General features: G+C 61.2%; 12 protein-coding genes. 8 read left to right on the forward strand and 4 right to left on the reverse strand.

The genetic code is table 11. The features are described from left to right. Nucleotides 1–3 precede the first annotated feature (3 nt). Nucleotides 4–1,020, reverse strand: coding sequence for an asparaginase (gene ansA, locus G9X48_RS03235; RefSeq protein ID WP_004386621.1), 1,017 nt, complete (start codon nucleotides 1,018–1,020; stop codon nucleotides 4–6). Between the two features lie 101 nt (nucleotides 1,021–1,121). Continuing rightward, on the reverse strand, nucleotides 1,122–2,972 hold the full coding sequence (gene sppA / locus G9X48_RS03240; RefSeq protein ID WP_097641977.1) for a signal peptide peptidase SppA: 1,851 nt from the start codon (nucleotides 2,970–2,972) through the stop codon (nucleotides 1,122–1,124). A 174-nt stretch (nucleotides 2,973–3,146) separates the two neighbouring features. Here sppA and G9X48_RS03245 point away from each other — a divergent pair, with 174 nt between their 5' ends. The 4 genes from G9X48_RS03245 to G9X48_RS03260 all read left to right on the forward strand — a co-directional run bounded on the left by G9X48_RS03245 (nucleotide 3,147) and on the right by G9X48_RS03260 (nucleotide 7,222). Beyond that, nucleotides 3,147–3,698 (forward strand): NAD(P)H nitroreductase, encoded by a 552-nt coding sequence (locus tag G9X48_RS03245; RefSeq protein ID WP_004386619.1) that lies wholly within the window; start codon nucleotides 3,147–3,149, stop codon nucleotides 3,696–3,698. Between the two features lie 147 nt (nucleotides 3,699–3,845). Continuing rightward, nucleotides 3,846–4,889 (forward strand): selenide, water dikinase SelD, encoded by a 1,044-nt coding sequence (gene selD / locus G9X48_RS03250; protein ID WP_097641978.1) that lies wholly within the window; start codon nucleotides 3,846–3,848, stop codon nucleotides 4,887–4,889. Nucleotides 4,890–4,892: 3 nt separating this feature from the next. Next, the gene (locus tag G9X48_RS03255; protein ID WP_097641979.1) at nucleotides 4,893–6,839 is read left to right on the forward strand and encodes a DNA topoisomerase III; all 1,947 of its coding nucleotides are present in this window, start codon (nucleotides 4,893–4,895) and stop codon (nucleotides 6,837–6,839) included. Nucleotides 6,840–6,940: 101 nt separating this feature from the next. Continuing rightward, on the forward strand, nucleotides 6,941–7,222 hold the full coding sequence (locus tag G9X48_RS03260) for a DUF1496 domain-containing protein (RefSeq protein ID WP_004386957.1): 282 nt from the start codon (nucleotides 6,941–6,943) through the stop codon (nucleotides 7,220–7,222). On the opposite strand, the gene G9X48_RS03265 is transcribed toward G9X48_RS03260, so the two are convergent. Together G9X48_RS03265 and xthA are read right to left on the reverse strand one after the other, a co-directional pair. Beyond that, the gene (locus tag G9X48_RS03265; RefSeq protein ID WP_097647881.1) at nucleotides 7,182–7,595 is read right to left on the reverse strand and encodes a pyrimidine (deoxy)nucleoside triphosphate diphosphatase; all 414 of its coding nucleotides are present in this window, start codon (nucleotides 7,593–7,595) and stop codon (nucleotides 7,182–7,184) included. The genes G9X48_RS03260 and G9X48_RS03265 overlap by 41 nt on opposite strands. A 48-nt stretch (nucleotides 7,596–7,643) precedes the next feature. Continuing rightward, a complete protein-coding gene (xthA, locus tag G9X48_RS03270; RefSeq protein ID WP_097641622.1) occupies nucleotides 7,644–8,450 on the reverse strand; it encodes an exodeoxyribonuclease III in 807 nt (268 codons plus the stop codon). 441 nt (nucleotides 8,451–8,891) lie between these two features. Between xthA and G9X48_RS03275 the strand changes: the two genes are divergently transcribed. From G9X48_RS03275 to astB, 4 genes are read left to right on the forward strand one after another with little or no spacing between them, the layout of a single operon-like run. Continuing rightward, nucleotides 8,892–10,112 carry an aspartate aminotransferase family protein gene (locus tag G9X48_RS03275; RefSeq protein WP_007893964.1) on the forward strand — a complete coding sequence of 407 codons (1,221 nt, stop codon included), beginning with the start codon at nucleotides 8,892–8,894 and terminating at the stop codon, nucleotides 10,110–10,112. Beyond that, nucleotides 10,109–11,146, forward strand: a complete 1,038-nt coding sequence (gene astA, locus G9X48_RS03280) for an arginine N-succinyltransferase (protein ID WP_032989880.1) — start codon at nucleotides 10,109–10,111, stop codon at nucleotides 11,144–11,146. The genes G9X48_RS03275 and astA overlap by 4 nt, the downstream gene beginning before the upstream one ends. Further along, nucleotides 11,143–12,621, forward strand: coding sequence for a succinylglutamate-semialdehyde dehydrogenase (astD, locus tag G9X48_RS03285; protein WP_063264740.1), 1,479 nt, complete (start codon nucleotides 11,143–11,145; stop codon nucleotides 12,619–12,621). The genes astA and astD overlap by 4 nt, the downstream gene beginning before the upstream one ends. Further along, the gene (gene astB, locus G9X48_RS03290) at nucleotides 12,618–13,943 is read left to right on the forward strand and encodes an N-succinylarginine dihydrolase (RefSeq protein ID WP_097565101.1); all 1,326 of its coding nucleotides are present in this window, start codon (nucleotides 12,618–12,620) and stop codon (nucleotides 13,941–13,943) included. The genes astD and astB overlap by 4 nt, the downstream gene beginning before the upstream one ends. Nucleotides 13,944–13,949: the final 6 nt, after the last annotated feature.

Raw genomic sequence — 13,949 nt, forward strand, 5'->3', positions numbered from 1 at the left:
CTTTTAATCGTCCGGGGTCAGCTCGCCGCGCAGGTTGCGCATCATCGCTTCGCGAATCGCCTGCGGCTCCAGCCCCTGGCTTAACAGATAGTGCAGTTTGGTGAGCGTCGCCTCGACGGTCATGTCGAAACCGCTGATAACGCCCGCATGGGCCAGCGCGTTGCCGGTGGCGTAGCCGCCCATGTTGACTTTACCGGACATACACTGCGTCAGGTTAACCACCACAATCCCGCGCGAGCACGCTTCCTGCAACTCTTTCAGGAAATCGCCGTGCTGGGGCGCGTTACCGACGCCATAAGAGCGCAGGATCAGCGCCCGCACCGGCTGGCGTAAAAAGTTACGCACCACGTCAGCGGAGATCCCCGGATAGATAGTCACTACGCCGATAGGCTGCGGCGTAATGGTATGCACGCGCAACTCGCCGTGGCCGTGAGGCGCGGGCGGCGTATTCAGGCGACGAATATGAATGCCTGCTTCCAGCAGCGGCGGCAGATTAGGAGAAGCGAACGCGTCGAAACCGTCAGCGTGGGCTTTGGTGGTACGGTTGCCACGATAGAGCCGGTTGTTGAAGAACAGCGTCACTTCGCTAATCGGGTAGTTCGCCGCCACGTAGAGTGAGTTAAGCAGGTTGATCTGCCCGTCAGAGCGCAGCTCCGCGAGCGGGATCTGCGAGCCGGTGACGATAACCGGCTTGCTCAGATTTTCCAGCATAAACGAGAGCGCCGACGCCGTGAACGCCATCGTATCGGTGCCATGAAGGATAACGAAGCCGTCATACTCATCGTAATGGGCTTTGATATCTTCGGCGATATGCTGCCAGTCCTGCGGCGTCATATCGGACGAGTCCATCAGGGGCGCATATTCGTGAATGGTGAAATCCGGCATTTCGGGGCGGTGGAACTCCGGCATCTGGGCGAGCTGCTGCTGGAGATGGCCGGAGACGGGAATGTAGCCGTGTTCGGAGCGTTGCATACCGATGGTGCCGCCGGTATAGGCAACGTAAATCGATTTCTTTTGCATAGGTCAGCTTTCGTTGTGCATAAACCCGCGCAGTATAGAGGTGCTGCGCAAAAAAATCAGCCCGGCGCTGGCCGGGCTGTGACAGGGTCGACGCTGACGCGTTAGCGCACGTCGCCGCAGGTAAGGCAGAAGGCGTAACGGTTCTGCGGATCGTTAAAGGCCGCGAGCTTATCGCCTTCCTTCTTCGCCGCCAGCGCCGCGTCGGCCACCGGCGCAGGCAGCCAGGCCTGAAGCGCCTGAGGCAGCATCGCGTGCACCGAGCCGGTCAGGTTGGCAATCACCATATCGATAAGGCCAGGCTCATCCTGATAGAAATCGAGATGCCAGGATTTCAGCTTCGCAAGCTCGGCGGCTTTCTTCACGGCGTCGTCGAAATCGCCGAGACTGTCCACCAGACCGTTTTGCTTCGCGTCTTCACCCGTCCAGACGTGGCCCTGCGCTATCTGGTCAATCTGCTGCGGGGTTTTGTTACGCGACTGCGCCACCAGGCCGATAAAGCGCTGATAACCGTTTTCGATAGTTAACTGCATCAGCTTCTGCACTTCCGGTGGCAGCGCTTTGGTCACCGACACATCCGCGAGCGGTGAGGTCGCCACGCCGTCGGTATGCACGCCAATCGCATCCAGGCTGTTTTCCACGGTGTTGATAACACCAAAGATGCCGATAGAGCCGGTGAGGGTGCTGGGGTTCGCAACGATATAGTTAGCGGGTGTGGAGATCCAGTAACCGCCGGACGCCGCCATGCCGCCCATCGACACCACCACCGGTTTACCGGCTTCTTTCGCCGCCGCCAGCTCCTGGCGGATGGTTTCAGAGGCGGTCACGCTTCCGCCAGGGCTGTTCACCCGCAGCACAATGGCTTTTACTTTCGGGTCAAGACGCGCGTCGCGGATCTGCGCGGCGGTGGTATCGCCGCCGACATTCCCCGGCGTTTCTTCGCCATCCATGATGGCGCCGTTAGCGAACACCACGGCGATGCTCTCGCCCTGTTCGGACGGCTTGTTCAGCGGGTAGTCGTAAATGCTGACGGCGCGGAAATCTTTATCCTTGTCGCTCCAGCCAAACTGTTTCACCAGCGCTTTGTCGACAGTCGCGCTGCTTGCGAGCTCATCCACCAGCTTATTGTCGAGCGCATATTTCGCGGTATCGCCGCCAGCGGCTTCAAGGCCCGCGATCATCGCCTGCGCGCCAGGGAAGATCTGGCTTGCCGGTACCTGACGGTTAGCCGCGATCGTGCCGAGATAGTTCTGCCACAGCTCGCCAATCCAGCGGCTGTCCGCCTCACGAGCGGCGGGTGACATATCGTCGCGGATAAACGGCTCGACGGCGGATTTATAGGTGCCGACGCGGAACACATGCGTAGTCACTTTGAGCTTATCGAGCAGCGATTTGTAGTAGAGGCCATTGGTGGCGAAGCCGTGCAGATCGACGGTGCCCTGCGGCGAGAGCCAAATCTTATTGGCGAAGCTCGCGAGGTAATACTGGCCCTGACTGTAGCTATCGCCAATCGCATACACCGGCTTACCGGCGTCGCGGAATTCGCGCAGCGCCTTACCGATATACTGCATCGATGGCTGATCGGCCCCGGCGAAATCTTTCAGATCCAGCACGATGCCGGTGATATTGCGGTCGTCTTTCGCCTGGCGGATCGCGTTGACGATATCAAACAGCGAATTTTCCTGTAAGCGGTCGGAGCTTGCGCCAAAGAGCTGACGGCCCAGCGCGCCAAGCTTATTATTGACCGACGGTTTATCCACCACCACGCCGCTGATATTAAGCAGCAGCGCGCCGCGTCCAGGCTCAGACGGGCCGCTGTTAAACTGCATCCAGACGCCGACGCACACCAGCACCAGCAGGAGAAACAGCAGATTCATCACCAGCTCTCTGATGATATTGAGCAGGCGCCAGGTCCACTTAAAGAATCCGGCAATAATTCGCCAAAGGGTACGCATTTACTCTCCCTAATCCGTGAATAACGGGGAACCCCGTAACCTCCCGCTACAGGCGGGACGCCGACAAAGTGTAAATACCACAGGCGGGCTTGTCAGCAGGAAACGCGGGCAGGGTGTAACAAAACATACCGCTGTGTTAATTTTATGAGTAAAAATCATCAAAGGAGAGTTGAGATGGATGCATTAGATATGCTGGTCAACCGCCGCAGCGCCTCACGTCTCGCTGAGCCTGCGCCAACGGGCGACGCGCTGGAAAACATTCTGCGGGCGGGCATGCGCGCGCCGGATCACGGCACACTGCAGCCGTGGCGTTTCTTTGTTATCGAAGGCGAAGGGCGCGAGCGCTTCAGCGCGCTGCTGGAAAAAGCCGCCATCGCTGACGGCCAGGATGAAAAAGCCATCGACAAAGCCCGCAACGCGCCGTTTCGCGCGCCGCTTATCATCACTGTGGTGGCGCATTGCGAAGAGCACCACAAAGTGCCGCGCTGGGAGCAGGTGGTCAGTGCCGGTTGCGCGGTGATGGCGATGCAGATGGCGGCGCTCGCCCAGGGCTTTAACGGCATCTGGCGCAGCGGGCCGTTCACCGATAACGCTCTGGTGCGTGAGGCTTTTGCGTGCCGCGAACAGGATCAGATTGTCGGTTTTCTCTACCTCGGCACCCCGCAGCTGAAGGCCTCCACCACGATTAACCTGCCGGACACCGCCCCCTTCGTGCGTCATTTCTGAAGCCCGCGCGCAAAACTGTCTGGATTGTGAGCAAAAGCGGCGCAATTCAGACAGTCATACTTACCACCCCGTCTTTCTGGCGCTACCATAAGCGCGCTTTATCGAACGATAACGATCACCTGATTCTGACCAAACAAGGAGCGGTCCATGAGTGAGCAAGCGATTCGTCTGACCCAGTACAGCCACGGAGCAGGTTGCGGTTGTAAAATTTCCCCGAAAGTGCTGGAAACCATCCTGCACAGCGATCAGGCGAAGTTTATCGACCCCAACTTGCTTGTCGGCAACGAAACGCGCGACGACGCGGCGGTGTACGATCTCGGCAACGGCACGAGCGTTATCAGCACCACGGATTTCTTCATGCCCATCGTGGACAACCCGTTCGATTTTGGCCGTATCGCTGCGACCAACGCCATCAGCGACATCTACGCGATGGGCGGTAAACCGATCATGGCGATTGCGATCCTCGGCTGGCCGGTTAACACGCTCGCGCCGGAAATCGCGCGCGAGGTCGTGGAGGGCGGGCGCTTTGCGTGTCAGCAGGCGGGCATCGCGCTCGCGGGCGGCCACTCCATCGACGCGCCGGAGCCGATTTTCGGTCTCGCCGTCACCGGCGTGGTGCCAACCGAGCGCGTCAAGAAAAACAGCACCGCCGAGGCGGGCTGCAAACTCTTTCTCACCAAGCCGCTGGGTATCGGCGTGCTGACCACCGCTGAGAAAAAATCGCTGTTGCGCCCGGAGCATCAGGGGCTGGCGACAGAAGTGATGTGCACCATGAATAAAGCGGGCGCTGATTTCGCAGAGATCGACGGCGTGCGGGCGATGACGGATGTCACCGGCTTCGGGCTGCTGGGGCACCTCAGCGAAGTATGCCAGGGCGCGGGCCTGCAGGCGGAGCTCTGGTATGAGGCCGTGCCGAAATTGCCAGGCGTTGAAGAATACATCGCGCAGGGCGCGGTGCCGGGCGGCACCAGCCGTAACTTTGCGAGCTACGGCCACCTGATGGGCGATATGCCGGACGCCTGGCGCAGCCTGCTGTGCGATCCGCAAACCTCCGGCGGCCTGCTGCTGGCGGTGGAGCCCGCCGCAGAAGCGCAGGTGCAGGCCGTGGCGGCGGAGCATGGCATCACGCTTAGCGCCATCGGCGAGTTGAAAACCGCGCGCGGCGGCCGTCCGATGGTGGAGATTCGCTAATCGATGCGGTTGTTTATTGCCGAAAAGCCCAGTCTGGGGCGCGCCATCGCCGACGTGTTGCCGAAACCGCACCGCCGGGGCGACGGGTTTATTGAGTGCGGGAACGGCCAGGTGGTCACCTGGTGCGTCGGACACCTGCTGGAGCAGGCGCAGCCGGACGCCTATGACAGCCGCTATGGCCGCTGGAATCTCGCCGACTTACCCATCGTGCCGGAAAAGTGGCAGCTCCAGCCGAAACCGTCGGTTGCAAAGCAGCTTAATGTGATTAAAAAGCTGCTGCGCGAGGCGCAGGAGATTGTTCACGCAGGCGACCCGGACCGCGAAGGGCAACTGCTGGTGGATGAAGTGCTCGACTACCTGCAACTGCCCGCGGAAAAGCGCCAGCAGGTGCGCCGCTGCCTGATTAACGATCTCAACCCGCAGGCGGTGGAGCGCGCTATCGATAAACTGCGCGAGAACCGCGAGTTTGTGCCGCTCAGCACCTCGGCGCTCGCCCGCGCCCGCGCCGACTGGCTTTACGGCATTAACATGACGCGCGCTTATACGCTGCTCGGGCAGAACGCGGGCTACCAGGGCGTGCTCTCGGTAGGCCGCGTCCAGACGCCCGTGCTGGGGCTGGTGGTCCGGCGCGACGAAGAGATAGAAAACTTTGTCGCCAAAGATTTCTTTGAGGTTAAAGCGCACATCATCACGCCCGCGCAGGAGCGCTTCACCGCGCTCTGGCAGCCGAGCGAGGCCTGCGAACCGTACCAGGATGAAGAGGGGCGGCTCCTCAACCGCGCGCTGGCGGAGCATGTCGTTAAGCGCATAGAAGGGCAGCCTGCGGTCGTCACCAGCTATAACGACAAGCGCGAAAGCGAGGCCGCGCCGCTGCCGTTCTCCCTCTCGACGCTGCAAATCGAGGCCGCCAGACGCTTCAATCTGAGCGCGCAGACGGTGCTGGATATCTGCCAGAAGCTGTACGAAACCCACAAACTCATTACGTATCCGCGCTCCGACTGCCGCTACCTGCCGGAGGAGCACTTCGCGGGCCGTCATGCGGTGCTGAAGGCGATTGGCGTTCACGCGCCGGATCTCCTGCCGCAGCCCGCCGTCGATCCGGAGCGCCGCAACCGCTGCTGGGATGACAAAAAAGTGGACGCGCACCACGCCATTATCCCGACCGCCCGCAGCGCGCCCGCGTCGCTCTCTGACGGCGAGGCGAAAATTTACGGGCTCATCGCCCGTCAGTACCTGATGCAATTTTGCCAGGACGCGCAGTTCCGCAAATGCGTGATTGAACTTGAAATCGCGGGCGGCAAATTCATCGCCAAAGCGCGTTTTCTGGCGGAGACGGGCTGGCGCGCGCTGCTTGGCGCTAAAGAGCGCGACGAAGAGAACGACGGTACGCCGCTGCCGGTGGTGGCTAAAGGCGACGAGCTGCACTGCGAGCATGGTGAAGTGGTTGAACGCCAGACCCAGCCGCCGCGCCACTTTACCGACGCCACGCTGCTCTCGGCCATGACCGGCATCGCGCGTTTCGTGCAGGATAAAGATCTGAAGAAGATCCTGCGCGCCACCGACGGACTTGGCACCGAAGCGACCCGCGCAGGCATTATCGAGCTTTTATTTAAGCGCGGTTTTCTTGAAAAGCAGGGGCGCTATATTCATTCGACGCCCGCCGGGAAAGCGCTGATCCACGCGCTGCCGGAGCTTGCCGCACGCCCGGACATGACCGCGCAGTGGGAATCGACGCTGACGCAAATCAGCGAGAAGCAGTGCCGCTATCAGGATTTCATGCAGCCGCTGGTGCAGACGCTCTACACGCTCATTGATCAGGCGCGCAGCGCCCCGGTGCGCCAGTTCCGCGGTCTGGTGGCGCCCCAGCAGGCGCAAAAACGCCGCGCGGGCAAAGGCGGCAAAAAGCCTGCGTCCCGCAAGCGCGGCAGCGCCCATCCTGCGGCGGAGTAACCCGCCGCGCTAAACTCCGCGCCCGTTTCGCCGATAACGTCTTAAGGAGAGCGCGGCGCGCTATAGTGAAATCAGCATCACATCACAAGAGGGGAAACGGGGTGTCAGTGAAAAAATGCTTACTGGCGGCGCTGGCGCTGCTGGCCACACTGCCGGCGGGTGCCGACAGGCTGCGCCCGGATGTGCAGGTCAACATACCGGAAGAGGTGTTCAGTACCGGCGGCCAGCGTTCGCAGCAGCAGTGTATTCAGTGCTGCGTCTATCAGGATCAGAACTACTCCGAAGGGGCGGTGATCAAAGCCGACGGTGTGCTGCTGCAGTGCCAGCGCGACGAGAAAACCCTCAGCACAAATCCGCTGGTGTGGCGTCGCGTGCGGACATAAACGCTTCAAGCAGTGGGATATCCGCCGGGGCGAGCGCATAGCCGAACGCCTCGCGCGGCTCACACCAGACGAGCGCGCTGTGGCATAACGCCTGCGGCTCGCCGTCAAAATCGTCCACCTGCCACGCATGTAACCGAATAACCCGCCCGGAAACCTCACGCGTGTGGCTTGCCACATACGCGCCGATACGCGCGCGTATCGCCAGCTCTTCGGCAAGCTCACGCGCCAGCGCCGCAGGCTGGCTTTCGCCCGGCTCCACTTTGCCGCCGGGAAATTCCCACAGCCCCGGCTGATCGCAATCAGGCGAGCGCTGCGCCAGCAGCACCTGGCCGTCGCGCACGATGATTGCCGCCACGACATCAATGATTTGCATGGTGATTTTCCGTAAAGGCTCCTCCCCGAGCAGGAGGAGCGGAACAGATTACAGCGAGAAGGTCGCCCAGACCGGCGCGTGATCGGACGGTTTTTCCATCGCGCGGATATCGTAATCGATGCCGGTCTCAGCCAGGCGCGCCATCAGCGGATCGCTCGCCAGCAGCAGGTCGATGCGCAGGCCGCGGTTATCGTCAAAGCCTTTCGAGCGGTAGTCGAACCAGGAGTAGCGGTCGCTGGTTTCGGGGTTGGCGTGACGGAACGTATCTTTAAGCCCCCAGTTCAGCAGGCGGCCCATCCATTCACGCTCTTCCGGCAGGAACGAGCATTTGCCGGTACGCAGCCAGCGCTTGCGGTTCTCTTCGCCGATGCCGATATCCAGATCGCTTGGGCTGATATTCATATCACCCATAATCAGCACTGGCTTATCGTTGCTCAGCGCCGTCTCAAGATAGTCCTGCAAATCCTGATAAAACTTCGCTTTGGCCGGGAATTTCACCTCGTGATCGCGGCTCTCGCCCTGCGGGAAATAGCCGTTGATGACCGTGATATCGCCAATAGAAGAAGGGATTTCGGCCATGATGATACGGCGCTGCGCTTCTTCGCCGTCGCCCGGAAAGCCGCGGCGCACAGAAACCGGTGTGGCTTTAGTCAGCAGCGCCACGCCGTAATGGCCTTTCTGACCGTGATAAAAAACGTTGTAGCCCAGTTTCGCCACCTCTTCGAGAGGGAACATATCGTCATGGACTTTAGTTTCCTGCAGGCCGATAACGTCCGGCTGATGCTGTTCCACCAGCGCGGCAAGCTGATGAGGGCGGGCGCGCAGGCCATTGATGTTAAAAGAGATGAATTTCATAGTCGCGAACACACTGGATGAACAAGAGTGGCGCGATGGTAACAGAAAAACCGCCCGCGCGTCTCCCGGCCCGGCAAGGTTGTGACGATTGTTAAAAGCGGCGCAAACCCTGTGCTTTTGCACCAGGACGGCGCGAGCGCCCTGAAATGGGGCGCGTTGATATGGCAAATCCCGGTCACGATCACAAATCCAGAACAATATTTTATCAATGCATAAAAGTGCGGGTTTTTTTATGGTGAAGGCCGCTTTGTCATAAAAGTATTCACTTTTTATGCAATAAAAGTGAATAACACTGATTCGTAACCTATTGATTTAACGTTACTGACTCTCCGGTATGCAGTTTCTCCTCTGGCTGGCACGAAGCGTGCAATCTACAGTAAGAGCGCAAATGCACATTTAATTAACAACTAAACAACCTTTTATTTACCGGACGAGGTCGCTATGTCGCAGTCAATTACCCGCCAGAACTTTGATGAGTGGATGATCCCCGTTTATGCTCCTGCCGCGTTTATTCCGGTGCGGGCTGAGGGTTCCACGCTCTGGGATCAGGAAGGCAAAGAGTATATCGATTTCGCGGGCGGCATCGCGGTAAATGCGCTCGGGCACGCACACCCGAAACTGCGCGAAGCGCTGGAGACCCAGGCGGCGAAAATCTGGCATACCGGCAACGGGTATACCAACGAGCCGGTGCTGCGCCTCGCCAAACGCCTGATTGACGCCACCTTCGCCGATCGCGTTTTCTTCTGTAACTCCGGCGCGGAAGCCAACGAGGCGGCGCTGAAGCTCGCCCGTAAATATGCTCACGACCACTACGGCGCGCAGAAAAGCGGCATTGTGGCGTTTAAAAACGCGTTCCACGGCCGCACGCTGTTTACCGTCTCCGCTGGCGGCCAGCCTGCGTATTCCCAGGATTTCGCGCCGCTGCCGCCGCAAATCAGCCATGCCGTGTTTAACGATCTCGATTCCGCCGCCGCGTTAATTAATGACGACACCTGCGCGGTGATTGTCGAGCCGGTGCAGGGCGAGGGCGGCGTGGTGCCTGCTACTAAAGCCTTCCTGCAGGGTCTGCGCGAGCTGTGCGATCGCCATAACGCGCTGCTGATTTTTGATGAAGTGCAGACCGGCGTGGGCCGCACCGGCCACCTCTACGCTTATATGCATTACGGCGTGACGCCGGATGTGCTCTCTACCGCCAAAGCACTTGGCGGCGGTTTCCCGATTGGCGCGATGCTCACCACCGAACGCTGCGCCGCCGTGATGGGCGTCGGTACGCACGGCACCACCTACGGCGGCAACCCGCTGGCGGGGGCGGTCGCAGGCCAGGTGCTGGATCTGGTGAACACGCCGGAGATGCTCGATGGCGTGAAAGCGCGTCACGACGCGTTTGTCGAGCAATTGAACGCCATCAACCAGCGCCTCGGGCTGTTTAAAGAGATCCGTGGCCTGGGGCTGCTCATCGGCTGCGTACTGAAAGACGAGTATGCGGGCAAGGCGAAGGCGATTTCGCTCGCCGCCGCGAAAGAAGGCGCGATGGTGCTGATCGCGGGCGCTAACGTGCTGCGCTTCGCGCCTGCGCTCAACATCAGCCATCAGGAGATTGAAACCGGGCTTGCCCGCATGGCGCGCGCCTGCGAAAACTGGCTGAAGGAGGGCGCATCATGATGGTGATTCGCCCCGTCGCACACCACGACGTTCCGGCGCTGCTGCGCCTCGCTGCAAAAACCGGCGGCGGGTTGACCTCGCTGCCGGTGGATGAAAAAACGCTCAGCGCGCGCGTCGAGCGCTCCCTGCAAACCTGGCGCGGCGAACTGCCGCCAGGCGATCAGGGCTATGTCTTTGTGCTGGAAGATACGCAAAGCCGCACGGTTGCCGGCATTTGCGCCATTGAAGTGGCCGTCGGGCTCAGCGAGCCCTGGTATAATTACCGTGTGGGCACGCTGGTACACGCCTCAAAAGAGCTGAATGTCTACAACGCACTGCCGACGCTGTTTCTCAGCAACGATCACACCGGCAGCAGCGAGCTCTGCACGCTGTTTCTCGACCCGGAGTGGCGCAAAAACGGCAACGGCTATCTGCTCTCCAAATCGCGTTTTATGTTTATGGCCGCGTTTCGCGAGCGCTTTAATGAAAAAGTGGTGGCGGAAATGCGCGGGGTCATTGACGAGCACGGCTACTCGCCGTTCTGGGAAAGCCTCGGCCAGCGCTTTTTTTCGATGGAGTTCAGCCGCGCCGACTACCTGTGCGGTACAGGGCAGAAGGCGTTTATCGCTGAGCTGATGCCAAAACACCCCATTTATACCCAGTTTCTTTCTGAAGAGGCGCAGGCGGTTATCGGCCAGGTCCATAAAGACACCGCGCCCGCGCGCGCCGTGCTGGAGGCCGAAGGATTTCGCTATCGCAACTATGTCGACATCTTTGACGGCGGGCCGACGCTGGAGTGTGATATCGACCGGGTGCGGGCTATCCGTAAAAGCCGCCTCGTGGAGGTCGCGGAAGGCCAGCCGGTTACCGACGACGAACTGCCGGCCTGCATGGTCGCCAACGAAAATTACGATAACTTCCGCGTGATGTTAATCCGCGCCAGACCGGACGCCGACAGGCTGATTCTGGACGCCGCCACGCTGGATGCCCTGCAATGCCGCCACGGCGATCGTGTACGCCTGGTGCGCCTGTGCCCTGAGGAGAAAAAAGTATGAGTTTATGGATCAACGGTGAGTGGACAACGGGGCAGGGCGAGGCGCTGGAAAAACGCGATCCGGTGGGCGGCGGCCTGCTCTGGCAAGGACATGCGGCGGACGACGCGCAGGTGAAAGCGGCCTGCGCCGCCGCCCGCGCGGCGTTTCCGGCCTGGGCGAAACGGCCTTTCGCCGACCGGCAGGCTATCGCTGAGAAATTCGCCGCGTTGCTTGAGGCGAACAAAACAGAACTGACGCGCATCATCGCGCTGGAAACCAGCAAACCGCGCTGGGAAGCGGCCACCGAAGTGACCGCGATGATCAATAAAGTGGGCATTTCGCTCAAGGCGTACCAGACCCGCACCGGCGAACAGCACTCGCCGATGCCGGACGGCGCAGCCACGCTGCGCCACCGTCCTCACGGCGTGCTGGCGGTTTTCGGGCCGTATAACTTCCCCGGCCACCTGCCGAACGGCCATATCGTTCCGGCGCTGCTCGCGGGCAACACGCTGGTGTTTAAACCGAGCGAACTGACGCCGCACACCGGCGAAGCCGTGATGAAACTCTGGGAACAGGCGGGCCTGCCTGCGGGCGTGCTGAATCTGGTGCAGGGCGCGCGCGCGACCGGCCAGGCGCTTTCCGCCCGGCCGGAACTTGACGGCCTGCTCTTTACCGGCAGCGCCGGCACCGGTTATCAACTGCATCGCCAGCTGGCGGGGCAGCCCGAAAAAATTCTGGCGCTGGAGATGGGCGGTAATAACCCGCTGATTGTCGAAGATCCTGACGATATCGACGGCGCGGTGCATCTGGCGATCCAGTCGGCATTTATCACCGCCGGGCAGCGCTGCACCTGCGCGCGCCGCCTGCTGGTAAAACGCGGTGCTGCGGGCGACGCCTTCCTGGCGCGCCTCGTTGAGATCGCCGGGCGTTTACGCCCCGACCGCTGGGATGCCGAGCCGCAGCCGTTTATGGGCGGGCTTATCAGCGCGCAGGCGGCGGAGCGGGTGCTGGAAGCCTGGCAGGGGCATCTGTCGCGCGGCGGCAAGCCGCTGTTAACGCCAGCCCTGGTGCAGGCGGGAAGCTCGCTGCTCACGCCGGGCATTATTGAGCTAACCGGCGTGCGCGACGTGCCGGATGAAGAGGTCTTCGGGCCGCTGCTGGGCGTCTGGCGTTACGACGATTTCGACGAGGCGATTACGCTTGCCAACGCCACCCGTTATGGACTTTCCTGCGGGCTGATTTCGCCGGTTCGCGAGAAATTCGACCAGCTGCTGCTGGAAGCGCGCGCCGGTATCGTGAACTGGAACAAACCGCTGACGGGCGCGGCGAGCACAGCGCCGTTCGGCGGCGTCGGGGCGTCCGGCAATCACCGTCCGAGCGCCTGGTATGCGGCGGATTACTGCGCCTGGCCGATGGCCTCGCTGGAAAGCCCGACCTTCGCGCTGCCGCAGACGTTAAACCCCGGCCTCGATTTCAGCGGGAAGGAGCAGGCATGAAAGCACGTGAAGTCAACTTTGACGGGCTGGTGGGGCTGACCCACCATTACGCCGGGCTCTCTTTCGGTAATGAGGCCTCGACGAAACATCGTTTCCAGGTCTCAAACCCGAAGCTTGCCGCGAAACAGGGGCTCGCGAAGATGAAAGCGCTGGCGGACGCCGGTTTCCCGCAGGCGGTGATCCCGCCGCAGGAGCGTCCGAACCTTGCGGCGCTGCGCCAGATTGGCTTTACCGGCAGCGATCAACAGGTGCTGGAGAAAGCCTGGCGCGCCGCGCCGCATCTGCTTTCGGCCGCCAGCTCCGCATCGTCGATGTGGGTGGCGAACGCCGCAACGGTTTGTCCGTCCGCCGACGCGCTGGATGGCAAAGTGCATCTGACCGTGGCGAACCTTAACAATAAATTCCACCGCGCCAGCGAAGCGCCCGGCACCGAACGGCTGCTGCGGGCAATTTTCCGCGATGAGTCTCGTTTTGCCGTACACGGCGCGTTGCCGCAGGTGGCGATGTTCGGCGACGAAGGCGCGGCCAACCATAACCGGCTTGGCGGTGACTACGGCGAGCCGGGGCTTCAGCTTTTCATCTACGGGCGCGAAGAGAGCGGGGCGCTGGTGCCGGCCCGTTACCCGGCGCGCCAGACGCTGGAAGCCTCGCAGGCCGTGGCGCGGCTTAACCAGGTGGATCCGCAGCGCGTTATGTTCGCGCAGCAAAACCCGGCGGTCATCGACCAGGGCGTGTTCCATAACGATGTCATTGCGGTTTCCAACCGCCAGGTGCTGTTCTGCCATGAGCACGCGTTTTTGCATCAGCAGGCGCTGTTTGACGCGCTGGCTGAAAAAGTACCGGGCTTTACGCCGCTGGTGGTGCCCGCAGGCGAGGTGTCGGTGCAGGACGCGGTGGAAACCTACCTTTTCAACAGCCAGCTGCTGAGCCGCGACGACGGCGCTATGGTGCTGGTGCTGCCTGAGGAGTCGCGCCGCCACGAGGGCGTCTGGCGCTACCTGAATACGCTCGTGGCGGCGGATAACCCGATCAGCGAGCTGAAAATTTTCGATTTGCGCGAAAGCATGGCCAACGGCGGCGGCCCCGCCTGTCTGCGCCTGCGCGTGGTGCTGACCGACGACGAGCGCCAGGCGGTCAACCCGGCGGTGATGATGAACGACGCGCTCTTTACGCGGCTTAACGCGTGGGTGGATAAATATTACCGCGACCGGCTGACGCAGGAAGATCTGGTAGACCCGCAGTTGCTGCGCGAAGGACGCGAGGCGCTGGATGAACTGTCGCGCCTGCTTTCGCTCGGCAATGTCTATCCGTTCCAGCAGTAAGGAGAC

The organism is Cronobacter sp. HA18006, from assembly GCF_011605445.1.
Lineage (GTDB): Bacteria > Pseudomonadota > Gammaproteobacteria > Enterobacterales > Enterobacteriaceae > Cronobacter > Cronobacter sakazakii.

Bases quoted from the DNA above. Each gene is read 5' to 3' on its own strand.
- ansA (WP_004386621.1), bottom strand. From the start codon at position 1,020: ATGCAAAAGAAATCGATTTACGTTGCCTATACCGGCGGCACCATCGGT.
- sppA (WP_097641977.1), bottom strand. From the start codon at position 2,972: ATGCGTACCCTTTGGCGAATTATTGCCGGATTCTTTAAGTGGACCTGG.
- G9X48_RS03245 (WP_004386619.1), top strand. From the start codon at position 3,147: ATGGATGCATTAGATATGCTGGTCAACCGCCGCAGCGCCTCACGTCTC.
- selD (WP_097641978.1), top strand. From the start codon at position 3,846: ATGAGTGAGCAAGCGATTCGTCTGACCCAGTACAGCCACGGAGCAGGT.
- G9X48_RS03255 (WP_097641979.1), top strand. From the start codon at position 4,893: ATGCGGTTGTTTATTGCCGAAAAGCCCAGTCTGGGGCGCGCCATCGCC.
- G9X48_RS03265 (WP_097647881.1), bottom strand. From the start codon at position 7,595: ATGCAAATCATTGATGTCGTGGCGGCAATCATCGTGCGCGACGGCCAG.
- xthA (WP_097641622.1), bottom strand. From the start codon at position 8,450: ATGAAATTCATCTCTTTTAACATCAATGGCCTGCGCGCCCGCCCTCAT.
- G9X48_RS03275 (WP_007893964.1), top strand. From the start codon at position 8,892: ATGTCGCAGTCAATTACCCGCCAGAACTTTGATGAGTGGATGATCCCC.
- astA (WP_032989880.1), top strand. From the start codon at position 10,109: ATGATGGTGATTCGCCCCGTCGCACACCACGACGTTCCGGCGCTGCTG.
- astD (WP_063264740.1), top strand. From the start codon at position 11,143: ATGAGTTTATGGATCAACGGTGAGTGGACAACGGGGCAGGGCGAGGCG.
- astB (WP_097565101.1), top strand. From the start codon at position 12,618: ATGAAAGCACGTGAAGTCAACTTTGACGGGCTGGTGGGGCTGACCCAC.